The sequence below is a fragment of the Synechococcus sp. W70.1 genome (assembly GCF_047461515.1).
GTDB lineage: Bacteria > Cyanobacteriota > Cyanobacteriia > Thermostichales > Thermostichaceae > Thermostichus.
The window spans coordinates 37,821-60,571 of the sequence record NZ_JANSHH010000022.1; the positions used below are offsets into that span (position 1 = coordinate 37,821).

General features: G+C 60.1%; 19 protein-coding genes and 1 tRNA gene. 11 read left to right on the plus strand and 9 right to left on the minus strand.

The genetic code is table 11. The features are described 5' to 3' along the window. Positions 1-82: 82 nt before the first annotated feature. Positions 83-490, minus strand: coding sequence for a hypothetical protein (locus NW808_RS04510; RefSeq protein WP_414420429.1), 408 nt, complete (start codon positions 488-490; stop codon positions 83-85). Between the two features lie 94 nt (positions 491-584). Here NW808_RS04510 and recJ point away from each other — a divergent pair, with 94 nt between their 5' ends. From recJ to NW808_RS04550, 8 genes are all read left to right on the plus strand, one after another. After that, complete coding sequence (gene recJ / locus NW808_RS04515; protein WP_414420430.1) at positions 585-3,023, plus strand: single-stranded-DNA-specific exonuclease RecJ; 2,439 nt, start codon at positions 585-587, stop codon at positions 3,021-3,023. Next, positions 3,013-3,678, plus strand: coding sequence for a metallophosphoesterase family protein (locus NW808_RS04520; RefSeq protein WP_414411076.1), 666 nt, complete (start codon positions 3,013-3,015; stop codon positions 3,676-3,678). Before recJ ends, NW808_RS04520 begins: the two co-directional genes overlap by 11 nt. A gap of 99 nt (positions 3,679-3,777) precedes the next feature. Then, complete coding sequence (gene rdgB / locus NW808_RS04525; RefSeq protein WP_414394358.1) at positions 3,778-4,371, plus strand: RdgB/HAM1 family non-canonical purine NTP pyrophosphatase; 594 nt, start codon at positions 3,778-3,780, stop codon at positions 4,369-4,371. 74 nt (positions 4,372-4,445) lie between these two features. Continuing rightward, positions 4,446-5,558, plus strand: a complete 1,113-nt coding sequence (locus NW808_RS04530; RefSeq protein WP_414420431.1) for a hypothetical protein — start codon at positions 4,446-4,448, stop codon at positions 5,556-5,558. A gap of 22 nt (positions 5,559-5,580) precedes the next feature. Next, a complete protein-coding gene (gene tmk, locus NW808_RS04535) occupies positions 5,581-6,219 on the plus strand; it encodes a dTMP kinase (RefSeq protein WP_414420432.1) in 639 nt (212 codons plus the stop codon). A 136-nt stretch (positions 6,220-6,355) separates the two neighbouring features. After that, positions 6,356-7,342, plus strand: coding sequence for a CHAD domain-containing protein (locus NW808_RS04540; protein WP_414420433.1), 987 nt, complete (start codon positions 6,356-6,358; stop codon positions 7,340-7,342). 91 nt (positions 7,343-7,433) lie between these two features. After that, positions 7,434-8,504, plus strand: coding sequence for a spermidine/putrescine ABC transporter substrate-binding protein (locus tag NW808_RS04545; protein ID WP_414420434.1), 1,071 nt, complete (start codon positions 7,434-7,436; stop codon positions 8,502-8,504). Positions 8,505-8,604: 100 nt separating this feature from the next. Beyond that, entirely contained in the window at positions 8,605-8,748 is a 144-nt protein-coding gene (locus NW808_RS04550; RefSeq protein WP_414346668.1) for a high light inducible protein, read from the plus strand. A 71-nt stretch (positions 8,749-8,819) separates the two neighbouring features. Here the strand turns inward: NW808_RS04550 and NW808_RS04555 are convergent, their stop codons facing one another. Continuing rightward, the gene (locus tag NW808_RS04555; RefSeq protein WP_414420435.1) at positions 8,820-13,406 is read right to left on the minus strand and encodes a response regulator; all 4,587 of its coding nucleotides are present in this window, start codon (positions 13,404-13,406) and stop codon (positions 8,820-8,822) included. A gap of 667 nt (positions 13,407-14,073) precedes the next feature. Beyond that, positions 14,074-14,156 (minus strand) — tRNA-Leu (locus tag NW808_RS04560). 121 nt (positions 14,157-14,277) lie between these two features. Between NW808_RS04560 and tgt the strand changes: the two genes are divergently transcribed. Beyond that, a complete protein-coding gene (gene tgt / locus NW808_RS04565; RefSeq protein ID WP_414420436.1) occupies positions 14,278-15,375 on the plus strand; it encodes a tRNA guanosine(34) transglycosylase Tgt in 1,098 nt (365 codons plus the stop codon). 291 nt (positions 15,376-15,666) lie between these two features. On the opposite strand, the gene NW808_RS04570 is transcribed toward tgt, so the two are convergent. The 3 genes from NW808_RS04570 to NW808_RS04580 all read right to left on the minus strand — a co-directional run bounded on the left by NW808_RS04570 (position 15,667) and on the right by NW808_RS04580 (position 19,042). After that, on the minus strand, positions 15,667-17,283 hold the full coding sequence (locus NW808_RS04570; protein WP_414420437.1) for a hypothetical protein: 1,617 nt from the start codon (positions 17,281-17,283) through the stop codon (positions 15,667-15,669). 192 nt (positions 17,284-17,475) lie between these two features. Further along, entirely contained in the window at positions 17,476-18,348 is an 873-nt protein-coding gene (locus NW808_RS04575; RefSeq protein ID WP_414420438.1) for a shikimate dehydrogenase, read from the minus strand. A 46-nt stretch (positions 18,349-18,394) separates the two neighbouring features. Further along, a complete protein-coding gene (locus NW808_RS04580; RefSeq protein WP_414420439.1) occupies positions 18,395-19,042 on the minus strand; it encodes an SIMPL domain-containing protein in 648 nt (215 codons plus the stop codon). Positions 19,043-19,387: 345 nt separating this feature from the next. Between NW808_RS04580 and NW808_RS04585 the strand changes: the two genes are divergently transcribed. Continuing rightward, positions 19,388-19,651 (plus strand): DUF4404 family protein, encoded by a 264-nt coding sequence (locus NW808_RS04585; RefSeq protein ID WP_414411065.1) that lies wholly within the window; start codon positions 19,388-19,390, stop codon positions 19,649-19,651. A gap of 202 nt (positions 19,652-19,853) precedes the next feature. On the opposite strand, the gene NW808_RS04590 is transcribed toward NW808_RS04585, so the two are convergent. Together NW808_RS04590 and NW808_RS04595 are read right to left on the minus strand one after the other, a co-directional pair. Continuing rightward, the gene (locus tag NW808_RS04590; protein WP_414420440.1) at positions 19,854-20,081 is read right to left on the minus strand and encodes a DUF2555 domain-containing protein; all 228 of its coding nucleotides are present in this window, start codon (positions 20,079-20,081) and stop codon (positions 19,854-19,856) included. Between the two features lie 61 nt (positions 20,082-20,142). Then, positions 20,143-20,493 carry a hypothetical protein gene (locus NW808_RS04595; protein ID WP_414394334.1) on the minus strand — a complete coding sequence of 117 codons (351 nt, stop codon included), beginning with the start codon at positions 20,491-20,493 and terminating at the stop codon, positions 20,143-20,145. Between the two features lie 217 nt (positions 20,494-20,710). Between NW808_RS04595 and gltX the strand changes: the two genes are divergently transcribed. Next, positions 20,711-22,150 carry a glutamate--tRNA ligase gene (gltX, locus tag NW808_RS04600; RefSeq protein ID WP_414420441.1) on the plus strand — a complete coding sequence of 480 codons (1,440 nt, stop codon included), beginning with the start codon at positions 20,711-20,713 and terminating at the stop codon, positions 22,148-22,150. A 36-nt stretch (positions 22,151-22,186) separates the two neighbouring features. Here gltX and def read toward each other — a convergent pair whose 3' ends face one another. After that, positions 22,187-22,738: a peptide deformylase gene (def, locus tag NW808_RS04605; protein WP_414420442.1), complete on the minus strand. Its 552-nt coding sequence runs from the start codon at positions 22,736-22,738 to the stop codon at positions 22,187-22,189. Positions 22,739-22,751 lie beyond the last annotated feature (13 nt).

Here is a 22,751-nt window from a genome sequence, read left to right on the forward strand (position 1 = left end):
CCCAGCGTTCACAGGAGAAGCGCAATGAGGTCTACCTCCAGTATAGTGAGGAGGATTTGGCAACGCTTGCTGCCTGCACTCCCTAGAAGCGACGGCGACGGTAGCTGTAGCGACGCGGGACAGCAGGGGCAGGGGATCCTCCCAGGGAAAAGCGAATGATCTCAGTCTTGTAGGGTTGGGAGCCTTCCGTGTAGCGGGCAAGCTGAATGGCGGATCCCTGGCTAGAAGGAAGAGCTGGCAGAGAGGGATCTGGCCAAGCAGCTTCGAGGGCGATGAAAAACTGCGAGCGCAGCAGCACCTCCCAGGGGGAAAGGGGCTGGGTTTGCTCGGGCACCAGGCGGCCTAGCGCAATCTGAAGACGCGGCCCCCCTTGCCGGGATCTCCAGAGCTGACGCGCCAAATTCCCCAGGGACGCCTGCTCAGAGGATCGAACCAGCAGCTTCAGTCCCCTCAGGGGGTTAAGGCTGTAGGTAAGTAGGAGAGAGTACATCGGCAGCCAGCCAGCGGAGTAGCGTTTTGGAGTAAGCTCAAAAAGGATCTCTAGGCTCACTGTAGCACTGCCATTTGGCTATCTAACTCCGGCGATGGCGGCAATCCTCGAGCAGCGCTGGCTATTCCAGCCTGAGGACCAGCCAAGGGCGCGCCAGTTGGCGGAGGCGGTGGGGATTTCGCCTCTGCTGGCTCAGATCCTGCTCAACCGCGGCCTCCGCAGCCCTGCCGAGGTTCGCCACTACCTGCAGCCGGATCCCTCCTGCCTGCCGCCGCCCAGCCGGGACTTCGCCGACCTGCCCCTGGCGGTGGAGCTGTTGGAGAAAGCCCTGCGCCGGCAGGAGCCCATCGCCATCTGCGGCGACTACGATGCCGACGGCATGACCAGCACAGCCCTGCTGCTGCGGGCGCTGCGGGGCACGCCGGTGGTTTACCGCATTCCCAGCCGCCTTACGGAGGGCTATGGTCTCAACAGCCGCATAGTCCAGGAGCTGCACCGCGAAGGGGTGCGCCTTATCCTCACCGTAGACAACGGCATTGCTGCCCACGAGCCCATTCGTCTAGCCAAAGAGCTGGGGCTGGCGGTGATCGTGACAGATCACCACGATCTGCCCTCCCAATTGCCCCCTGCCGACGCCATCCTCAACCCCAAGCAGCTCCCAGAGTCGTCTCCCTACCGGGGAATGGCCGGGGTGGGGGTGGCCTACCTACTGGCCCAGGCCTTGGCGGAGCGCCGCGGCGATGAACGGCTCGGGCGAGTGGCGCTGGAGCTGTGTACAGTGGGCACCATTGCCGATTTGGCCCCTCTGACAGGGGTAAACCGCCTCTGGGTGCAGCAGGGGCTAGCCCTTTTGCCCACTTCCCAAGTGGCCGGGATCCGCGCCCTCTTAGCGGTGATGGGAAGGACGGGATCCACAGAGGAGCTGCGGCCAGAGTGGGTAGGGTTTGGCTTGGGGCCGCGCATCAACGCCATTGGGCGAATTGGCCGACCGGCAATGGGGATTCAACTGCTGACCACCGACGATCCCCAGCAGGCGGAGAAACTTGCCCGCCGCTGTGAACGCCTCAACCAGGTGCGGCAGGAGATGTGCAGCCGCATCGAGGCCGAGGCTTTGGAGCAGATTGCCCAACGAGACTGGGATCCGCCGCAGGAGCGGGTGTTAATCCTTTTGGGAACCCCCCAGCAGCGCTGGCACAAAGGGGTCATTGGCCTGGTGGCCGCGCGGCTGGCGGAGCGCTTTGGCTGTCCAGTATTTATCGGCAGCCAGTCGCGCCAGGGGGAAATTACTGGCTCGGCGCGGCAGGGGATCCCGGAGTTTGACGTGTTCCAGGCCCTGGAGTTCTGCAAAGATCTGTTTACCAAGCATGGCGGCCACCCAGCCGCCGGCGGCTTTAGCCTAAAAGCAGAGAACTGGCCCCTTTTGGAAAAGCGGCTGCGACAATTAGCCCAACAGCGCCTGCAGCCAGAACAAATCCGGCCCCTGGTGCAGGTTGACCTGGAGGTGGCGCTAGCTGACCTCACCCTTGATCTCCATCGAGAGCTGCAGCGCCTCCAGCCCTGCGGTATCGGCAACCCGGAGCCGGTCTTCTGTAGCCGCAACCTGCAGGTGTTGCAACAGCAGCGATTTGGCCCCCGACCTGGGGCTGTGGGCGGTGTTTCCTCAGCCGAGAATGCCCCCAGCCACTTGAAGCTGCTGCTGCAGGATCCCCCTGAGTCCTGCCGCTCTCCCCTGGGAGCCAGGGCCCGCCGCCGTCCCCTCTGGGCCACTGTCTGGCGAGGGGCCGCAGCCTATCCCCTGCCCGAGCGGATTGATGTTGCCTACACCCTCAAAGCCAAGCGGTGGGAAGACGAGACCCAACTAGAGCTGGAAATTCTCGGGATCCGGCCTGCCCAAGCGGCTAGTCCCGGAAAATCCTCCCCCTCCCAACAGAGAAGGGATCTCTCCCCCCTTCTTCTCTACCGCCCTGCTCCGCCTCTCATCCGACCGCTGCGGTGGCAGGTTGTGGATCGCTTTTCTGACCTCCTGCCCCAGGCGCAGGGAACCATCCTCTTCTACGGCTTTCGCCGTCCCACCTTGGTTCTGGCACCTGAGCGGCGCTCTCCGCTGACTCTTGACTACGACCGCCCCCAGGCGGGCCGCCGCTACGACCAATTGTGGCTGTGGAGCTGGCCCCCCTCTTTGGAGCACCTCAAGTGGCTGCTCCACTGCCTTTCTGGCGAAGCGCCGCTCATTGCCGTGCATCAGCAGACCGTGCCCCTACCCTCCGCGGCCACCCTACAACGGCAACTGCGCCACTACCTGCAAACCTATCCGCAGGTGGATCTGTTGCGCCTAGGCCAGCAGTGGTGGCTGTCGCCAGCGCTCCTGGTGGCGGGCCTGCGTTCGTTGGGGCATGCTTGCCCTGAGTTTGGTCCAACGGGATCCCTGGAAGAAGAGCTGGAGGCCCAACGGGCCTGGTACCGCAGCTCCTGGGATCAGGTGGCTGCTCTGCTTCAGGGATCCCCAACGCCGCTGCTGCGCTATGGGGCTTAAACTGCTGCTTGGCTCTGACTACCACGGCAACGACCGGCTGATCCGGCAGGCCCTGGCCTATCTGCCGCAGGTGGATGGCTACATCAACTGCGGCGACTTCTGCTCCAAGGCCGGCAAGCCCTCCCGCAACGCCACCCAAGGCTTTCACCCGGCAGCCCCAGCCGAGGTAGCCCAGCTGCAGTCTTTCCTGGCGGCAGTGGACGGGCTAGGCAAGCCCTGGCTCTTTTTGCCTGGCAACCATGACCCAGCCGCCGCGGTGTTGGATGCCTTTGCCGGCAATTGGGGACGGGCCATTACCCAGTCCTGTTGCTTTGAGTGGCTAGGGCTGCAGGTGCTGGCAGTGCCCTGGACGCCTCCCTGCGGCTGGAGCTGGACGCTTACCCGCAGTCACCTGCAAGAGCTACTTGCCCTTTACAGCCAACTGCCGCATCGCATTGACCTGCTGCTTAGCCACGCGCCGCCGCGGGGCTTGTTGGACGAAGGGGGCAAGTGGTACCACCGCCGCATGCCTACTCTGCGTCCCCTTTTGGATCTGCTCCAGCCGCGCTACTACATCTGCGGCCACATGCACTGGGATGGGGGAAAGGTAGAACGGTGGGGATCTACCCTCGTCATCAACACAGCCTTGCACAACATGCTTTTGGAGATCCACTGAGAAGCAGAGAGCGCGGGCTTAACGGCCAGAGAGGGTAGCCCTGCAGATTGCAGCCAAGCGCTCGGCTAAGATAGCGGAGCCAGATGAGTTTCACTCCCCATGCCCCGTTCCCTAGTTCTGGCCAGCAGCAACCCCGGTAAATGGCGGGAGTTCCACGCCTTTTTCCAGGCCCATGCTCCCCGGTGGGAGTTGCGTCCCCTGCCGGCAGCGATAGAAGTGGAGGAAAGCGGCAGCACGTTTGTCGAAAATGCCCTTCTCAAAGCCAAGGCCGTAGCAACGGCTCTGGGGGAGTGGGCCATTGCCGATGACTCTGGCCTGGCGGTGGCAGCCCTGGGGGGTGCCCCTGGGGTTCATTCGGCCCGCTATGCCCCTGACGATGCCGCCCGCATTCAGCGACTGCTGCGGGAGATGGAAGGGATCTCCAACCGCCAAGCTACCTTCCACTGCGCCATCGCTGTAGTGGATCCCCAGGGCCAGGTGCAGGCATTGGTAGAGGGTCTCTGCCACGGGGAAATCTTGACCCAGCCCCGGGGAGAGGGGGGGTTTGGCTACGACCCGCTCTTCTGGGTGCCAGAGGTGGGGCTGACTTTTGCTGAGATGAGCCCAACGCAAAAAGAAGCCGTCAGCCACCGCGGCCAGGCCTTGAGGGCTCTCAAGGAGCAGTTGCTTATCCTGGAGCGCCGTCTAGGCTAGCTTGGAGAAAGGGCTGCAAGTCCAACTCGGTCTAGGAAGATGGGAGTGCCAGTCTTGCGTTGGGAGGCTGAAAAATGACCTTCTCTGAGGAGCGCGATCCAAACCGTTTTCCAGACGCAACGGCTGCTAGCGGCCAAGGGAATGCCTCTGCTCCCAGCAGCTCGGAGTCCCAAGGCCGGCGTTCCCCACCTCCCCTGCCGGAGGAAGGTCCTGGCCCCTCTGAGGAAAGTGCGGAAGACTGGCTGGAGGATGAAGAGGCCCAGAACGACGGGAAGGCGTCCGCCGCTCCTCTTGCCGGGCGCGCGCTGCCAGCGGAGGAGGCTAAAGAGAGGGCCACCCCAGGCCGAGAAGCTGCTGCTGGATCTTCGCGGGCTGCTGATCGCATTAGGGGGACGGCGTCCTCTCGGCCCAGCTCTGCTGGACAAGCCTTGGTTCCCCGGCGCCTTGTCTCTAGCAACCGGGGCTTTGAGGGATCCGCCCGCTCTTCCGCCTATGCCAGCTCCTACGGGGGTGACTATGGCTCCACCTCCAGCTATGGGGGAAGAGGAGGATATGGAGGGGGAGGCCGCAGCGGCAGATCTTCAGGGGGGATCTCCTCCTCGGATCTGACGGCTTTGCTGGTGGTGGCCCTGCTGGCTTTTTTCGGAGGGTTTGCCATCCGCAACATCTTTGCCGAGTCGGGCGGCTTTGACGATGAGCGCCCCATTCGCGCTGCCAATGTGCCGGAGGCTTTTCGGGATTTTTGCTTTGCCTACAACGGCACCGCCTCCTTTACCGTGGTCCAACTCACCAGTGTCTCTGCCCTCACCGTGGCCTCGGTGCCCATCTACAAAGTGGATACCTGCACCATTCCTGTCAGCCAAACGGCCAATGCCCTGCAGGCTTTGGGCATCCGCGGACGGGCCAACACCCTAGGCCCCCAACTGGGGGGATCCAACCTCACCCTCATCCAGCTTCCCTTGGCCAGCAGCTTGGCCCGCGCCCTCTACAGCCAGCTTCCCGGCTTGGCTGCCCAAGGCGACGAGGCGCAGGTTTTGTCCCAATTGGAAACCACTATCAACAACGCCCTGCGTTCCAACCTCGAAGGGCTGGCCCTGCAAAACCTGCAGCCCACCAACATCCCCGATGTGTACGTGATGGTGCCAGGCCACTCCTTTGACTTGCAGCCACAGCTTGAGCTGCGCTAGTCCTTCGGCCAGGGATGGGGAAGTGTTCATCACTCTAGAAGGTGGGGAGGGGGTAGGTAAAACTACCCAGCAGGCCCTGCTTGCGCTGCAGCTTCGCCAGGCGGGCTATCCCTGTCTGTGTACCCGCGAGCCGGGAGGGACGGCGCTGGGCCGGGCGCTGCGGGAGATCTTGTTGCATGGGGATCCCCTGACGCCGCTGGCTGAGTTGTTTCTGTACGCGGCAGACCGGGCTGAGCATGTGCAAAAGTGTATTCTTCCCGCTTTGGCAGCCGGCCAGGTGGTGGTTTGCGACCGCTTCACCGATTCCACCCTGGCCTACCAGGGCTACGGACGGGGGCTGGATTTGCAGCAGGTTCGCCAGCTTAACCACTTGGCCACTGGCGGTCTGCAGCCGCATCTTACCCTATGGCTGGATCTCCCGCCAGAGGTGGGGCTAGCGAGAAAGGCCTCCGGCCCGCTGACGCGAACCGGGCTTGCCGACAGGCTCGAACAGGAGCGCCTGGAGTTTCACCGCCGCGTCCACCAGGGCTTCCAGACGCTGGCTGCCGCCGAGCCGCAGCGGATTGTCCGCATTGACGCCGAGGGATCCCCCTTGGAGGTGGCTGCCCGCATCTGGTCGGTGGTCCAGCCTCGCCTGCTGACAGCAGTCCCAAGGCCCTAGACGCTGTCCCAGGGATAAAGGTTAAGATTTGGTTAAAAAGGGGGGAGTAGGGGGCGGCTCAAGCTAGCCTGGGTAGGCTAGGGCAGGGGGGCTTGCCGCTCTTTGGAGTTGTTGTCGTGGGTAGGGGAGACTTGCGGTGGACATCATTGCTGCTGAATCGAAAACTGAGAGCCTCGGCAAGACGGAGTCCTCGGAGTCACTCTTGCTCTCGTCTTCAAGCTTGCCCCCGCTAGCTGCTTTGGCCCACCAACTGCTGAGCCAGCAATGGCAGCGGCTGCAGAAGCATGTGGGGAGAGTGCTCAAGCACCACCCGGAGGCGGCAGAATCCCTTCATCAGATCCGGGTGAGCTTGCGCCGCATCGGCACCTGGGCGGAAGTGTTTCAGGGATCCCTGCGCCTGCCCAAGCCGCTCAGGCCCAAACGTTTGCGAAAGTTGATCAAGACGCTGGGCCAGCAGCGGGATCTGGACGTGTTGCTAGAAATCCTCCACGAACCCTGTTGGCAAGGGATCCCGGCAGACCAGCAGGCGGAGCTAGAGGAGCTGAAGGAAAAGCTGCAGCGGCGCCAAGCTCAAGCCGAGAAACACTCCCGCCGCATTCTGGCAGAGGAGGACTTCCTGAAGTTCCAGGCTGCTTGCGAAGAGTGGCTGGTTTCTCCTCGCTACCAGCCTGCGGCCCAGCTTCCTGTGCAGGAGAGCTTGCCCCATCTTTTGGCGCCGCTAGTGGCGGCGTGGTTCCTGCAGCCGGGTTGGCGGATCCCGGCCTTCCCCGAAACCGAAGCTCAGGCTGAACAACTGCATGACCTGCGCAAAGCCACCAAACGCCTGCGCTACCAGCTAGAGTTTTTTGCCCCCTTCTACGGAGAGACCCTCCAAAGCTGGGTGAAGGCCCTCAAGCGTCTGCAGGAACAGTTGGGCCGCTTTAACGACTTGCAAGTTCTCCAGGCCCAGCTACCTGCCGACTCAAGCTTGCAGAACTGGCTGCAGGAACAACAGAAGCTGGCTCTCCAAGATTGGCCCGCGCAGCAACAGCGTTACTGCAACCCTGCCGAGCAGCAGCGGCTATATCAGTTGCTCTTCTTGGTTGGGGAGAACAGCAACGGGGAAGTCCAGGTGGTAGGCTAGAGCAGGGGTTTGAACCGCGATTGGCTGGACAGGATCGCTCCAGATCCATGGCTAGGTGTAAGGGCGACGTCCAGCTCCACTAGGTTTGAAAATGCCCATGAAAAAGAGAATTGCCACGGCCGTTGCTTTGCTCTGCTGTCTACTGGCCCTACTTTTCTTTTGGCGCTTAGGAACTGCTGCCCGAAAACCAACCCTCCAACTCTACATCTGGTCGGAATACATTGACCCAGCCATTCTCACGGCCTTTGAGAAAGCCACTAACAGCCGCGTAGTGGTGAGTGTGTACGAGTCCAACGAGGACATGATTGCCAAGCTGCGGGGGGGCGGCGTCAGCCAGTATGACATTGTCGTGCCCACCGACTACGTTGTGCCCAACATGGTGGAGCTGGGCCTGCTGCAGCCTCTCAACAAAAACCTCGTTCCCAATCTCCGCAACCTGGACGAGAAGTTTGTCGGCTTGCCCTTTGACCCAGAAAACACCTACACCGTTCCCTACCAGTGGGGCACCACCGGCATTGGCTACCGCAAAGACCGCCTGCCGGAAAACTTTGAGCGTTCCTGGGGGCTGATCTTTGATCCTAAGCAGCAGTACGGCCCCTTTGTGATGATCGACGAGATGCGCTCTATGCTTGCGGCTGCCGCCTTCTACCTGGGCTTTGACCCCAGTACTACCGTTCCCGCAGAGCTGCAGCAGATTCAGGAGCTGTTGATTCAAGCCAAACGCCGCAGCGCCGGTCTCATTGGCGGGGTGGGCGGCAAAAATCAACTGGTCTCCGGGACAGCCAATGTGGCGGTTGTCTACAGCGGTGATGTCCTGCAAGCTGCCGAAGAAAATCCCAACATTGGCTACTTTGTCCCCCGCGAGGGCGCCCACATTTGGCTTGACGTGATGGCTATCCCTGCCAAAGCTCCTAACCCGGAGCTGGCCAACCGCTTCATCAACTTCATTCTGGAGCCGGAAATTGGCGCCCAACTGAGCAACTACAACCGCTTTGCCACCCCCAACGCTGCTGCCCTACCCAGGATCAACCCCCGGGATCGCCAAAACCCAGCCATATACCCCGATGAGGCGACCTTTGCCAGGCTAAAGTACCTCAAAGTGCTGCCGCAGGAGCAGCTACGTCTGGTTGACGCTGTCTGGACTGCTGTTAAAAGCAGCTAGGGATCCGCTGCCTGCGGCTTGTTAGCTCTCGACACAAAACTTGACACTTTTTAATATCTGAGCCACATTGGGAATATCACCTACTGATGGAGTTGCAGCCATGGAAAACCAAGAAGCTAAGTTTGGCTTTACGCCCTTTGCCGAAAAATGGAATGGCCGGCTGGCGATGCTGGGCTTTGTAATTGGCGTTTTGACCGAGCTGCTCACGGGCCAAGGGATCCTCTCTCAAATCGGCCTGATGTAATCCCAAGCCCTGGCACAGACCCTTTCTGCTCGGCTGGCAGCCGAGCTTTTGCTTTGCTAAGGCTCTACCCCCTACAAATTCTGCAAGTACTGGCAAATGTCGGCTAGGATGCGCTCCAGCTCCTCTAGGCCCTGGGAAGCCCTGGCCCATTCTGGTGCAGCACTGTCCAGGGATCCCTGCTGGGCCAGTTGCACCCCCAGGTGCTCGAGCTCGCGGGCTGCTTGAGAAAAGGCATGGGCCCCCACGTTAGCGCTGGCTCCCTTGAGGCGGTGGGCAATTTTCCTCAAGTCTTCAGCATTACCCGCTGCAACGGCTTGGCGCAGCCGCGGCAACAGGTTCTGGCAATCCTGGACGAACACCTGCAGCAGCTCCCGCTGAAACTGGCTGTCGCCGCCCGTAGCCCGCTCCAAGTAAGCCGAGTCGATGGGATAGGGCAGCGTGGGATCAGAGTTGCCGCTGGCATCCTTAGGAGAAGGCGGAGCGGGCGAAGCCACCTCGGAGGTAGGCCCATTGGCTGCTCCTAGTGCGGAGGAGGCGATCTTGCGGCTCCAGTAGTTGATCACTCTCTCCAAATCCTCCTTTAGCACCGGCTTACTGAGATAGTCGTCCATCCCTGCTTGCAGGCAGCGCTCCCGATCCTCGTGCATAGCGTTGGCCGTTAGGGCAATCACCACGGTGTGGTGGCCAGATCCCCGCTCCCGCTGGCGCAGACGGCGCGTGGCCTCGTAGCCATCCATTACTGGCATTTGGCAATCCATGAAAACGAGGTCGTACTTGACTTGCTCCAGCAGATCCAACACTTCTTGGCCGTTGGCCACCACATCCGCCAAGTAGCCCAAACTCTCGAGCTGGCGCAAAGCCACCTTTTGGTTGACGGGGTTATCCTCTGCCAGCAAAATGCGCAGCGATTGACGGGGACGATCCTCCCTGGGGGTCGTCTGAGGGAGGACGGGACTCATTCCCAAGAGCGAAGTGGATAAACCAGAAGATTTCCCCAGCGCCATGACCAGCGCTTCCTGCAGGCGGCTTTGCTTCACCGGCTTAACCAAGTAGGCGGCAAAGCCCATCTCGGCGGCGCGGCGGGAGTGCTCCCCCAGTCCCACGGAGGTCATCATCACCAGTTGCGTCTGGGACAGTTCCGGATCGGCTTTGATCCAGCGGCCCAGGGTCTCCCCATCCACCTCCGGCATCTGCATGTCCAAGACGGCTAGGGGGAAGGGTCTGCCTTCCCGAACGGCTTGGCGCAGCTTGTCCATAGCCCGATAGGCGTTCTCCGCTTCTTCCACCCTCATCCCCCAAGCCGTAGCTTGGGACCGCAGGATCTTGCGATTGGTGGCGTTGTCGTCCACCACCAACAGCCGCTTGCCCCGCAAATCCACCGGGATGCGAACAGCAGGCTGGGAAAGCTGATGCACATAAGGCTGTCGCTCCAGAGTCAGCTCGAGGCTGAAGGTGCTGCCGCGGCCCTCCTCGCTCTCTAGGAAGATCTTGCCCCCCATCAGCTCTGTCAGTTGCTTGCAAATGGCCAGGCCAAGTCCTGTGCCCCCGTACTTGCGGGTGGTGGAGGCATCCACTTGGGTAAAGGGCTGAAACAGCTTGGCTTGGGCCTCCTTGGGGATCCCGATCCCTGTATCCCTTACCGAAAGCCGGAGCTGAACGTGGGTGGTTGTTTCCTGCATCAGCTCGGCCTGGATGACCACCTCCCCTTGATGGGTAAACTTAATGGCATTGCTTACCAAATTGTTGAGGATTTGCCGCAGGCGCGACGCATCCCCCCGCAGATAGCGCGGCACTTCCGGCGGCATGAGCACTGCCAGCTCCAGGCCCTTGGCGTGGGCAGTGGCAGCAAACAGATCCGCCACCTCTTCTAGACACGAGCGGAGATCAAAATCCAGGATCTCCAGCTCCATTTCCCCGGCCTCCAATTTGGAGAAGTCCAGGATGTCGTTGATGAGAGTCAGCAGCGCGTCGCCACTGACGCGGATAGTCTCCACAAAATCCCGCTGCTCTGGGGTAAGGGGCGTCTCCAGCAACAGCCCCGTCATCCCCAACACCGCGTTCATGGGAGTGCGGATCTCGTGGCTCATGGTGGCCAAGAAGCTGCTCTTGGCCTGGGCAGCTTGCTCTGCCGCTTTGCGGGCTTGTTCTAGCTCGAGGCTGCGCTTTCTCTCCCGCTCCAAAAGGGCTGCTTGGGTGAGGGCAATGCCGATTTGGTTGGCCAGTTGCGATAGCAGCTCAATCTCAAACGGCTGCCACTGGCGGGGTGCCGAGCACTGGTGAGCCAGCAACAGCCCCCACAGCCGCTGCTCCATCAATAGGGGCACCATCAGCTTGGCCTTGACCTGCATTTTTCGCAGCAGCTCCAGGTAACAGGGCTCCAGCCCTTCGGTCTCCACGTTGCTGACGGCGCAAACCCGGCCCTGGCTGCAGAGCTCGACGTATTTCTCCTGAAAACACCGATCCTCGATCACCTCTCCCATCAAGGAGGGGATCCCCGGCTGAGTTTTCTCGTTGGAGATGATCCCAGAACCATCCGGCTGGAAGCGGTAGACCAAGACTCGGTCGGCTTTGAGCAGGGCTTGGATTTCTGTTACCGCCGTTTCCAGGATCTCGGCAATATCCAAAGATTGGCGGATCTTTAAGCTAAGATCGGCCAGGAGTTGAGCCCGCCGGCTCTGGCGCTCCAGCTCTTCGGCAGCTTTTTTGCGCTCGGTGATGTTGCGGAAGATGCCCCGCGTAGCCACCACCACTCCATCTTCAAAGCGGCAGTTGACATTGCCCTCCACCCAGACCGTTTCCCCGTTAGCAGTTACAAAGGCCGCCTCGACGTTTTCCAATAGCTCTCCTGCCATGAGCCTTTGAAGAAGCATCTGGCAGTGTTGCCGATAGTCGGGGTGGATGATGTCGAAAACCCTCATTTGCTGGATTTGAGTTTCGTCGTAGCCCAGGGTTTCTTTCCAGGCGCGGTTGACATACAAAAAGCGCCCTTCGCGGTCGACGGACTGGATTAGATCGCTAGCATTTTCAAAGAGATCCCGGTAACGCTCTTCGCTTTCTTTGAGGGCCAGCTCTGCCAGCTTGCGGTCGGTGATGTCGATGCCAGTGCTCATGAGAAACTCTGCCTCACCGTTGGCACCGATTAAGGCGGTATTGGTCCAGTCAATCAGCCGCAGTGCCCCTTGCTTGGTGCGCCAGAAGTTTTCATGGCGGTTCAAAAAGAGGGAATGATTGCCCTTGAGCTGTTCAAAAGCCTGCTTTACACCAGGCACATCCTCCGCTGGGATCAAACCCACCTCCCACAGTAGCCGGCCCCTGACTTCCGCCAGCGAGTAGCCAGAGAGTTGCTCGGCGGCCCGGTTAAAGCGCAGGATGCGCCCTTCCGGATCCAGGACCACTACCAACGCCCCTGCTGTATCGATAACTGCGTTGGTAAAGTCCCGCTCTTGCCTAAGGGATCGCTCTGCCTTTTCCCGCTTAGCACTTTCTCGGCGAATGAGGGAGTAAACAGCAGCCAAGATGCAGTAGATAAACGTTAGACCCGCTAGCAGGATGGCATTGGTGCGGCTCCAGGCTAGTTGAAACTGATCGCTACTCTGCTGCAGCCGGCGGTGATCTTCCTCTCCTAGCGACGCTACCACGTCGACAATCCGCTGCCTCAATTTTTCCTCTTCCTGACTTTGCAGCGCTTCTTGAACCGCAGATAGCTCCCCTTGCTTCCTCAGCTCAATCAAATCATGGTTGAGTTTCAGCCACGGCGCCAGCAGCAGCTCTAGCCGGCTCAGGTGCTCTTGATGCACGGGATCCAAGGCCGCAAATTCCTGTAGCTGATCCAGAAGAGCAAACAGCGAATCGGTGCTTGTCTGATAGCTCCGTAAGAAGCTCGCATTGCCTGTAAGGAGATAGCTGCGCTTGTGGACTTCTGCGGCCTGCACTTCTCCTAGCAGCTTCTCTAGAACCTCGTGCTCTTCTAGAAGCTGGGTTACCTCCCTGTTGATCTGGGGCAGACGGGAAGCAGCGCGGTGGGCGGAGTAGGCGATCCCTGCCAAGATCAGGGCAGCCAGGCCAAAACCAGCGCCAACCCTGAAAAGAAATCTGCTCTTACGGGCAGACTTGTCCTCCTTTGACCTTTGGGCCGGCAGCAGGGGGGTCTTGGCCAGCTCCCTCAAGGTGCGACGCAGCTCCAATTGGGCCACCACCTGATGGGCCAGGGCCTTAAGCTGCTCCAATTGCTCCGGGCTGAGCTGCCGAGGCTGATAATCGATAACGCAAAGCGTGCCTAAGGCTTGCCCTTCTGGAGTTACCAGAGGGATGCCAGCATAGAAGCGGATGTGGGGCTCTTGCGTAACAAGCGGGTTGTCGGCAAAGCGCGGATCCTGAGTGGCATCGGGCACCACCAGCGGCTCTTGGGGAGACAAGATGGCGTGGGCACAGAAGGCCACATCCCGGGGAGTCTCCTGCACATCGACGCCGAATTTGGCTTTAAACCACTGGCGATGCTCGTCTATGAGAGTCACCAGAGAGATAGGTGTGCCGCAGATGTGGGCGGCAAGGCGGACGATCTCGTCAAAGGCAGTTTCAGGTGCCGTATCGAGAATCTGGTACTGCCGCAGGGCAGCCAGCCGCTCTTTTTCGTTGGGAGGAAGGGGAGCTTTCGGCATAGGCCAGGAAGGGATCCCAACCACCGGGCTTGGAGGTCAATAGAGTAACCCCAGCATAACCTCCAAGCCTCTCTACCGGAAGCTACAGGGATCCGCTCTCCAAGCCCGCTTCCTGCTGGATGAGCTGTCTGCATTCTCGCCCTGCTCAGCAGCTCCGTCAGACGAGGCAAAATTACAGGCCCAGGCCTGACCTATCCAGATCCGCTGTAGGCAGAAGAGAAAAAAGCTGGTCGGATCTCAGTCTCGACATTCGTACTGGTGTCAAAGCCAGGGAAGATTGATAGAATAAACTCCAATCTATAGTGTTAGTTAAGATGACTAGGCTATTTCCTATCGTTTGACCAGGCTATTTCCTATCGTTCGTATGGGAACTTCAGGTTGAAACTTTTTAACAAAGGGCCTAGCATGATACCACAAGCTCGGCAAAAGGAGAATAGCTTTAGCTATGCAAAAGCTCCAAGATAGCCTGGTAAAGGCCTTGAGCATTGATGGTGCCTTGGGGGTAGCACTGGGGGGATTGGAAAACCGGGATGTGCCTGGGATACAAGGGTACCAACAGCCCTGCCTTTCCCGAAGCTAATATAGAGCTGGCTGTTGCCGGAAACACAGAGGTGATCCGCGCTAAGAGGAAGTAGAGGTGAAGCCAGAGATCTTAGCTGTACTTAGATGCGGAACCGGGGACTTGAACCCCGATGGCATTGCTGCCACTAGAACCTGAATCTAGCGCGTCTACCATTCCGCCAGTTCCGCAGCGATCTATAAGTCTGCCCAAGAAAAGGGATCCCTGTCAAGGGAAGAGGCAGGTTCTGCAAAGGGATCCTACTCTTATGCTAAGCTCGGCTGCGCACGCAATGGATCCAGAGCGCTAACTTTGGCGGCTTTTACGTTTGTTTGCGAGGGCACCTGCCCCAACACGCAGGCGCGGGCGGGATATTTCATCACCCCCCACGGCGAAATTCCCACCCCTTGCTTCATGCCGGTGGGAACTCTGGCCAACGTGAAGACCCTCACCCCTGCCCAGCTTAAGGAAACCGGTGCCCCCATCCTTCTCTGCAACACCTACCACCTCCACCTGCAGCCTGGCGAGAGCATCATCCAAGAAGCAGGGGGGCTACACCACTTTATGGGCTGGCCGGGCCCCATCCTCACCGACTCGGGGGGTTTCCAGGTCTTCAGCCTCAGCGCCATTCGCAAAATTGACGAGGAAGGGGTGACCTTCCGCTCCCCCTACGACGGGCGTCTGGTTCGCTTTACCCCTGAGCTTGCCATTCAAATCCAAAATGCCTTGGGCGCGGACATCATCATGGCTTTTGATGAGTGTCCCCCCTACGCTGCTAGTCCAGAAGCGGTAGCTGCAGCGGTGCGGCGAACCAATCAGTGGCTGAAGCGCTGTGTAGAAGCCCATCGCCGTTCAGATCAAGCCTTGTTTGGCATTGTCCAGGGAGGGGTTTACCCAGAGCTGCGCCACCAGGCGGTGGAAGAGGTCTGTCGGTTGGATCTGCCGGGGTATGCCATTGGCGGGGTGAGTGTAGGAGAGCCAGTGGAGCTGATGCACGCCGTGGTGCGGCAGGTAGCTCCTCTACTGCCGGCAGATCGCCCTCGCTACCTTATGGGGGTGGGCACCTATGCTGAGATACGGGCCGCAGTGGCTGCTGGAGTGGATTTGTTTGACTGCGTGATCCCCACCCGTTATGCTCGCCATGGTACGGTAATCAGCCGGGGCAAACGCTGGAACATCAAGAATGCCGAACACCGCCGCAGCCTAGATCCCATTGATCCCGACTGTCCCTGCTACACCTGCCGCCACTTTAGCCGCGCCTACCTGTGTCACCTCATCCGCGCAGGGGAGCTTCTGGGCTACACTCTGCTTTCTATCCACAACATCACTGAGCTAGTGCGCTACATGCAGAAAATGCGCCAGGCCATCCTGGAAGGTAAGTTTCACGAAAATTGGGATCCCTGGAGCTAAGCCGGCCAGAAGTCTCTACCTTGTTTTCAAAGCCCACCGCGGACCTAATCGCCGGCACACCCTGTGCAGGACAGCGTTGTGTCTGCGGCTCAGGCTTTAATGGACTACGCCGAGCGCTACGCTCTGGTCCTAATCTCAACTTTGTAGCTCCGCGCCTATCTTCCGCAGCTGCCTGCCTGCTACTTTGCTCACGGCTCTACGACGCCGCTGCCGAGGCTGAGCTTCTGGAGCAGTTGCAGCAAGTGGTTGAGTCGAGGATTTAGACAGCAGCCTCCTAGATTGGTACGGGCGTTAAAGCTGGCAGGTACGGCGGCTGCGCTCTAGCTCCGGCTCGATCCAGGAGAGGGAGAAGTGACTCACACAGGACAACTGCGGGAAGCGGCGGGCCAGGGCTGCCATCTGAGTTTCTAGACTGGGGCGGTTTCGCTGCGCTTGTCCCCACAGCCCAGCAATAGCAGGACAAACAAAGGTTTGGGGAGAAGCTACAGCCAAAACTCGCTCCACTTGCTTGACCACACAAGAGCTGTCCTCGCACTTGGCATAGGCCATGGGGTGCCATTCCATGTTTGGATCAAAGCGATCCCAAGGCTGGAGGCGAGCATCAAACCCCTCCCCTACCTTCAGGTTGCCATCGGGGAAAAAGACAGCCCCGCTTGGAATTCCCCTTTTCCAGACGAGCTGGGCAGCTTGTCGAAGGTAATCGAGCACCCCCTGGCGAGCGAACTCAACGCTGAGCTCCCAGAGCTGCTGCTGCCAGCGTGCTTGGCGAACGGCGGCAGGAGGGGTGGGCGTGGGAGAAGGAGTGGGAGCCAAGTTGCTCTTCCCTGAATGGGCAGGGGTGGAATGCTGCTCTCCCTGCCAATTCTTGCTTGCTGTGCTCCGGGTAACCCAGGTCGATAGCTCTGGAGAAAATACCCATTCCTCAGTCGCGCTGGGCCTGGGATCCCCTGGCCGACGCCACTTCGGCTCTTCAGAATAGGTGGCATCCAGGTGGAGAACATCCGCTACGGTAATGTAGCCCTGACTTAGGTAACGCTCCAGCAAGGCTCGCCCCGCCGGGTTTTCTGCCAAGTCCAGGTAGGCCTGTCGGGCCCCCTCCCCGTGGATCCACAGATCCCGGACGTTAGTGGCTATGCTCGAGGCCTCAGAGCCGCGGGGATAGCGAATGTAGTCGAAGAGGATTCCGTCCGGCTGCCGCTGCAAGATCCGGCGGATGAGCTCGGCAAAATCCCGTCGCGCTATGGGATGAAAGGGATCCACAAACACTTCATCGGGGCTACCCAAATCTTCGGGGAGGGCTGCTGCCGGATCCAAGAGGGTAGAAAGGCCACGACCGTTGCGGGCCAAGACGGACTGGCGATCCGGGCGCTGACCGTAGCTGTAGCCGAAATTGAGGGAAGACACCCACGCATAAGCCGAAAGCCCCCGCCGTCGCGCCGCCTTGAGAGCCAAGTCCAGCAAATCGGCATTGGGCTGCAGGCTGGGCCAGATCCCTCCTGCCCCATCCGGCAAGATGGAGCGGCCGTCGTGCAGGGTCTCGATAAAGACGCGGTTGTAGCCTAGGTTCACCACTTGGTCGAACACCTGATCCAGCACGCCCGGATTGGCATCACAAGGATGCAGGCGCACCCAAATGGCCTGGACTTGCGGCCAACGGCGGCTGCGGCAGGCGAGCAAGGCAGCGCGATGTTCGGCTAAAACTTGGGTGTATTCGGCCCAAGCCGCATCCGACTGGGCAGCCCGCTGGCGCAGTTGAGCCTTGCGCGCCACTTCCTCCGGTGGCTGGCGGCAGTAGGCGTCAAGCCGAAAAGCCAGGGGAGATCCCCCTGGGAAAGAGAAATGGCCTGGCCACTGGAATTCGGCTTGGGCAGCACTCCTGGGCCCCAGCAGTATCAGGGCGCCAAGCACACCTGCCAGCCAGGGGATTCCGGGTTTTTTCCACTGCTGCCTTGGCAACCCCAACACCCTTAACTCATACAGAAGCCTTAGCCCCGTCTCTCCCTAGAGATCGGCAAACCAAAGGCAATTGTTCCCGCCTAGCCAAGCCAAAGGACAACACCGCCAGAACTCGATATCCCCCGACTTCCGCATCTTCTGGGGTCAAGACTCAATTCGGTACTTGGCCAACTGCTGTCGAGCTGCCTGCCGCATTACCTCCACCGGCACAGGCTTGCCCCCCAGCCAGAGGGAGAGAGCTTTGGCCCCCTGGTGAACCAGCATCTCCAGACCACTGATGGGGGTGTGGCCCAGCTCAGCTGCCATGCGCAGCAGCGGCGTGGGATCCGGTACATAGATGAGGTCATAAACAACGGCGCCGGCAGGCAATAGGGCCAGTTGTTCCGAGCTAAGAGGGGAAAGTTCAGTAGCAGAGCCCGGCTTCTGCATGCCCACGGGGGTAGTGTTGACTACAAGGCGAGTTTCGGGCAAGCGGCGATCCAGCTCGGCCCAGCTTAGCGTCTCCAGGTGCGGCCAGGTTTGCTGCAGGGCCTGTAACTTCTCAGGGGATCGCCCAGCCACCCGCACTGGCCCCAGCCCCAACTCCAAACAGCCCTGGATGGCCGCCCGCGCCGCCCCGCCAGATCCCAGGATTAGGACAGGGATCCCTTTCTCTAAACCCAGCAAAGGTTGAACAAAGCCGTCGATGTCGGTGTTGGTGCCACCCCAGCCTCCCTCGGGCAAGGCGTAGACGGTGTTCACCGCTCCCACCGCTGCCGCCCGCGTTTCCACCTGGCTAAGCAAAGGCAGAATGGCCTGCTTGTGAGGAATCGTTACGTTAAACCCTCGCACCCCGATGGCTGCAAGCCCTGCCACCGCCACCGCCAAGCGCTCTGCCTTCACGGGAAAGGGCACATAGCAGTAGTCTTCTCCCATGGCCGCCAAAGCGGCGTTGTGCATCGCTGGGGAGAGGCTGTGGGCTACCGGATCCCCAACTAGGCCCAGCAGCTGCGTGCTTCCCGAAATGCGTCTTTCCACTCCTATCCCTCTCGACTTCAACGTCTTGACAAGCGCGGGAGAGCAGCTAGTAGCGGATCTCAAGAGTCACTTGGGCGCGCACTGTCTGTTGTCCCCCTTCTACTGGCGTGGTGGCTGCCTGGAGGCGGGCATACTCCGCTCCACCCATGCCTGCCAGAGGAACCGGGGGTTGGACATAGCTGTCGCTGTGAATCTGGATGCTTTCTACGGAACGGATGCTCAGGTTCAAGGCCCCCAGCACGTCGCTGGCTTGGCGTCGAGCATCTTCCACAGCTTGGGTTAGGGCGCGGCTGCGTGCTTGCAACAGGGCGGCCTCATTGGCTTGGAAGCTGACCGACTCCACCTGGGTGGCTCCAGCAGCCACGGCTTCATCCAGCACTTGTCCTGCTCGGGCTATGGGCACCTCAAATTGGAAGCGGTTTTGCCCCTGGATCCCTGTCAGGCGAGGCGGGCTCTTTTGGTAGTCGTATTGGGGATAGAGGGAAATGCCGGTGGTTTGCAGGGCGCTTACCTGCAGCTCTTTGAGGCGGTTGACCAGCCGCTCCGAACGCTCAGCCAGCTGCTGCTGGACAGATTGGGCCGTATCCCCTTGGATCACTACCCCTAGCCGGATCACCGCAATTGAGGTTTCCACGGCAACCGATCCCTGACCGGTTACAGTCAACGTTCGGGATCCTTTGTCGGGACTGGCCATCGCTCCTCCATTGCTGCCGACCACACCCCACGCTAACACGGCTAGCGCTAGCCCAAGAGCTAGCCAAGGCGCCCACTTCCTTTTCCAGCTGTTGCCCCCCTTCATTTCTTTCACCCCCCAGGAGTTCACCCCCAGCTTACTCCCACCGCTCCTCTAGCCGGTCGGACAAAAGCCCCAACCATCGGTTCCCTCACCTCACCCAGACGGTGCGTTCTTGCCCCATCCCCTATCGGCCCAGAGCAGCAGAAGCCAGGTTGCTGCCTATCTTAGCTAAGGGCGCTTCCACCTCTGAGATTCTCGGGCAAGCCGTATGATTTGATTAGGGCAAGGTGGTGGGACTTGAGAATGGCCGAATCAAGACTGCGCAAGCTGCTGCATGATCTTGATGTTGAGCTGCAAAAGGCCTCTGGCTTGGAGGAAAAGCAACGGCAGCAAATTGCCGCCATCTGTCGGGAAGTGGAAGCGCTGCTGGCCGAGATGGGAAGCCAACAAGACCGGGGGCTAAAGGATCGCCTGGAAGAAGCACTGGCCTTGTTTGAAACCTCTCACCCCAACCTCACCCTGATCCTGGAGCAGCTGATCGACACGCTGGCAGGGATGGGCTTGTAGCTCCGAAAGGCAGTGAACAACCGGAGCCAAGGCTGCTTGGATTCGGGTAGAAAAACTGCTGGCCTGGACGCCCGAGCAGAGTGCCGCCAATAGCCGCAAGATCCAAGACCTTCGAGAAAGCCATTCCAAGCTGGCCAAATTGGACCCGCCCCGACTAGGCCCACCTGGTCAAGCAGGCTGAAGGAGAAACTCAGAGGCAGCTCTAATCTTCATCCATTTCTCCCCACTCCAACAAGTGGGCATAGGGAGCCACCAGCTTGGGAGAGTAAAAAGCAACGGCCTGCAGTAGGCGCCAGTCTTCCAGGCAGTCGAAGAGGTTAGGGTACTCGTTGCGCTCCAGTCGCTCTGCAATAGCTGCCACATCAGCTGCAGTGAATTGGCGGGGATCCACACCCTTAGAAGGGGCTTTCACCTTGGGTTGGGCAGGCATAGGCAGCCTGAAACGCTACAAGCCGATCTTAGCTTCTCTGGATTTTCCACTCTCGGCTTGCCTAGCGGAGGATCTCAGCGTCCAAAACAGGCTCTGTCTGGGTGACGCGGTAATAGCCGGCCTGAGTACGAACTGAGGCTTGATAGGGGCTAGGCAAATCCAAAGAGCGCAAGGGCGGGATGTTGGTGCGCTGGTTTAGCAAAGCGGTGAAGAAGGCAGTGACTCGCTTGGCCTGGGAGCGCACCACCTCTTCAGGGAAAGCCACTGGATCCACCTCCCTGCCCTTATCCAACAGAATCTCATCCAAGGTATTCCCCACCGGGTAAGAAGGATAGGCAATTTGGCCAAAGACACCCCTTGCCGGGATCCCGGCGGCTAAACACCCTAGAACCATCGCCAAGGCTAGACGCATGTTCCGTAATTCCCTTTACGCTACAGCTTGTTCCTCAACACGGGAAAATCTGGGCGCTGCCCATCAACCTTTACCCCCGGGGAGCTTACCGCTTGACTGGCAGCTAAGGCGGATTCTACCCAAACTGCTTCAATTGGCAACCGCCTGTGGATTCCAACATGACAAGGGATCCCAATGCTGACTAGGATCGGGATGCCCTCTTTAGGAAGCGTTGCCTGTGAGTGTTCGCGTTCGCCTTGCCCCCAGCCCAACTGGCAACTTGCACATTGGCACAGCCCGGACAGCAGTGTTCAACTGGCTCTATGCCCGCCGCCATGGTGGCCAGTTCATCCTGCGCATCGAAGACACTGACCGCGAGCGCTCTTCCCCCCGCTACACCCGTAATATCCTCGCGGGGCTGGCCTGGCTGGGGCTGGACTGGGACGAAGGGCCCATTTACCAGTCCAACCGCATGGCGCGCTACCGGGAAGTGGTGCAGCAGCTTCTGGATCGGGGGCTGGCCTACCGCTGCTATGTCACTGAGGAGGAGCTGGAAGCCATGCGGGCTGCCCAAAAGGCCGCTGGCAAAGCCCCCCGCTACGACAACCGCCACCGTTTTCTCACCGAGGAGCAGCGACGGGCCTATGAAGCTGAGGGGCGGCAGCCGGTGATCCGGTTTAAGATTGAGGAGCCGATGGAGGTCTCGTGGGTGGATCTCATCCGCGGCCCCATTACCTGGAACACCCAGGACTTAGGTGGGGACATGGTCATCGCGCGGGCGGATGGCTACCCTCTCTACAACTTGGCAGTGGTGGTAGACGATATTGACATGGGCATCACCCACGTCATCCGTGGCGAAGACCACATTGGCAACACGCCCAAGCAGATCTTGCTCTACCGAGCGCTGGGGCATGAACCGCCGCAATTTGCCCATTCCCCCCTGATCCTAAACCAAGAAGGGAAGAAGCTCTCCAAGCGGGATGGAGCCACTTCGGTAACCGAGTTTCAGCAAATGGGCTTTCTGCCCGAGGCCCTCAAAAATTACTTGGCTTTGCTGAGTTGGTCTCCCCCAGATGGGGAAGAAATTTTCTCGTTGGAAAAAGCAGCTACCCTGTTTGACTTTGACCGAGTCAACCGGGCTGCTGCCCGTTTTGACTGGGACAAGCTGAACTGGATCAATAGCCAGTACATCAAGCGGCTTTCGCCAGCGGAGTTGGTGGAGCGACTGACTCCCTTTTGGCAGGCGGCGGGGTTTGACCTGGGATCGGTGCCCGATTCCAGTTGGCTAGAGGATGTGGCTCGCCTAGTGGCTGACGGCATCGACCGCCTGGCGGAGGCCCCTCCCCTAAGTCGCTTTTTATTCGTAGAGCCCCTTAGCTACAGCTTGCCTGCGCTGGAACAGTTGCGCTTGCCGGGAGTGGCAGAGGCAATGGCAGCCATGGCATCTGCGTTGGCTGCTGCCGAGCTGCCTCAGCCAGTTACTGCTGAGAGCCTGCAGCCACTGGTGAACCAGGTGGCCCAAAGCCAGGGGATGAAAAAGGGCTTGCTCATGAAAAGTTTGCGGGCGGCCTTGACCGGCGAGCTGCAGGGGCCAGATTTACTGACCTCTTTTGCCCTGTTGCACCGGCGAGGCTGGGCCTTGGGGCGGCTGCAGGCAGTGCAGAAGGTAGTGGGCTGACTAGGACGCTGACTGCTCTGCCTTTGCAGGCTTTTGTCAGGGTGGCAATTGTTGCTCTTCTTTGCCACCGGCCAAGCTGTGGATCTGGGCCTGGTACTCAGCTTCCGTCAGCAGTTGCTGCGGCTGCCGATCCAGGAACAACCGGCCCAAGAGGTGATCGTACTCGTGCTGGAAAATTCGTGCTGGGAAGTCCTGCCAAGTCACTCTCTGCCGGACACCTTCTGGGGTGTAGTACTCCACCTCCACCTCGCGGGCACGGGCCACTAAGCCACGGCAGTTGGGCACGCTCAAGCAGCCCTCCCACCCTAGCACCTGCTCGTCGCTCAAGGCCAAGGGGCGGGGGTTGAGCATCACCAGCGGCTCCATTTGGGGAGCGTCGGGATAGCGAGGGTTGGGACGGGAGGCCACAATGATGACCTGGAGGGGGGATCCCACCTGCGGAGCCGCCAAGCCCACCCCCTGGGCTTCTTTCAAAGTGGCAAGCATTTCTTCAATGAGGTTTTGCAAAGCCGGCCTCCCAAACTCAGTGACCGGCTCAGCTACTTGAGTCAGGATGGGATCCCCCAGTTGGCGCAGGCGCAAGGTCATGTTCCCTCCGCAG

What these genes read in the sequence shown, in the direction of transcription:
- NW808_RS04530 (WP_414420431.1), top strand. Translation starts at nt 4,446, where the DNA reads ATGACCTTCTCTGAGGAGCGCGATCCAAACCGTTTTCCAGACGCAACG.
- NW808_RS04580 (WP_414420439.1), bottom strand. Translation starts at nt 19,042, where the DNA reads ATGGCCAGTCCCGACAAAGGATCCCGAACGTTGACTGTAACCGGTCAG.
- NW808_RS04555 (WP_414420435.1), bottom strand. Translation starts at nt 13,406, where the DNA reads ATGCCGAAAGCTCCCCTTCCTCCCAACGAAAAAGAGCGGCTGGCTGCC.
- NW808_RS04585 (WP_414411065.1), top strand. Translation starts at nt 19,388, where the DNA reads ATGGCCGAATCAAGACTGCGCAAGCTGCTGCATGATCTTGATGTTGAG.
- NW808_RS04590 (WP_414420440.1), bottom strand. Translation starts at nt 20,081, where the DNA reads ATGCCTGCCCAACCCAAGGTGAAAGCCCCTTCTAAGGGTGTGGATCCC.
- NW808_RS04550 (WP_414346668.1), top strand. Translation starts at nt 8,605, where the DNA reads ATGGAAAACCAAGAAGCTAAGTTTGGCTTTACGCCCTTTGCCGAAAAA.
- NW808_RS04520 (WP_414411076.1), top strand. Translation starts at nt 3,013, where the DNA reads ATGGGGCTTAAACTGCTGCTTGGCTCTGACTACCACGGCAACGACCGG.
- NW808_RS04595 (WP_414394334.1), bottom strand. Translation starts at nt 20,493, where the DNA reads ATGCGTCTAGCCTTGGCGATGGTTCTAGGGTGTTTAGCCGCCGGGATC.
- recJ (WP_414420430.1), top strand. Translation starts at nt 585, where the DNA reads ATGGCGGCAATCCTCGAGCAGCGCTGGCTATTCCAGCCTGAGGACCAG.
- rdgB (WP_414394358.1), top strand. Translation starts at nt 3,778, where the DNA reads ATGCCCCGTTCCCTAGTTCTGGCCAGCAGCAACCCCGGTAAATGGCGG.
- def (WP_414420442.1), bottom strand. Translation starts at nt 22,738, where the DNA reads ATGACCTTGCGCCTGCGCCAACTGGGGGATCCCATCCTGACTCAAGTA.
- NW808_RS04545 (WP_414420434.1), top strand. Translation starts at nt 7,434, where the DNA reads ATGCCCATGAAAAAGAGAATTGCCACGGCCGTTGCTTTGCTCTGCTGT.
- NW808_RS04510 (WP_414420429.1), bottom strand. Translation starts at nt 490, where the DNA reads ATGTACTCTCTCCTACTTACCTACAGCCTTAACCCCCTGAGGGGACTG.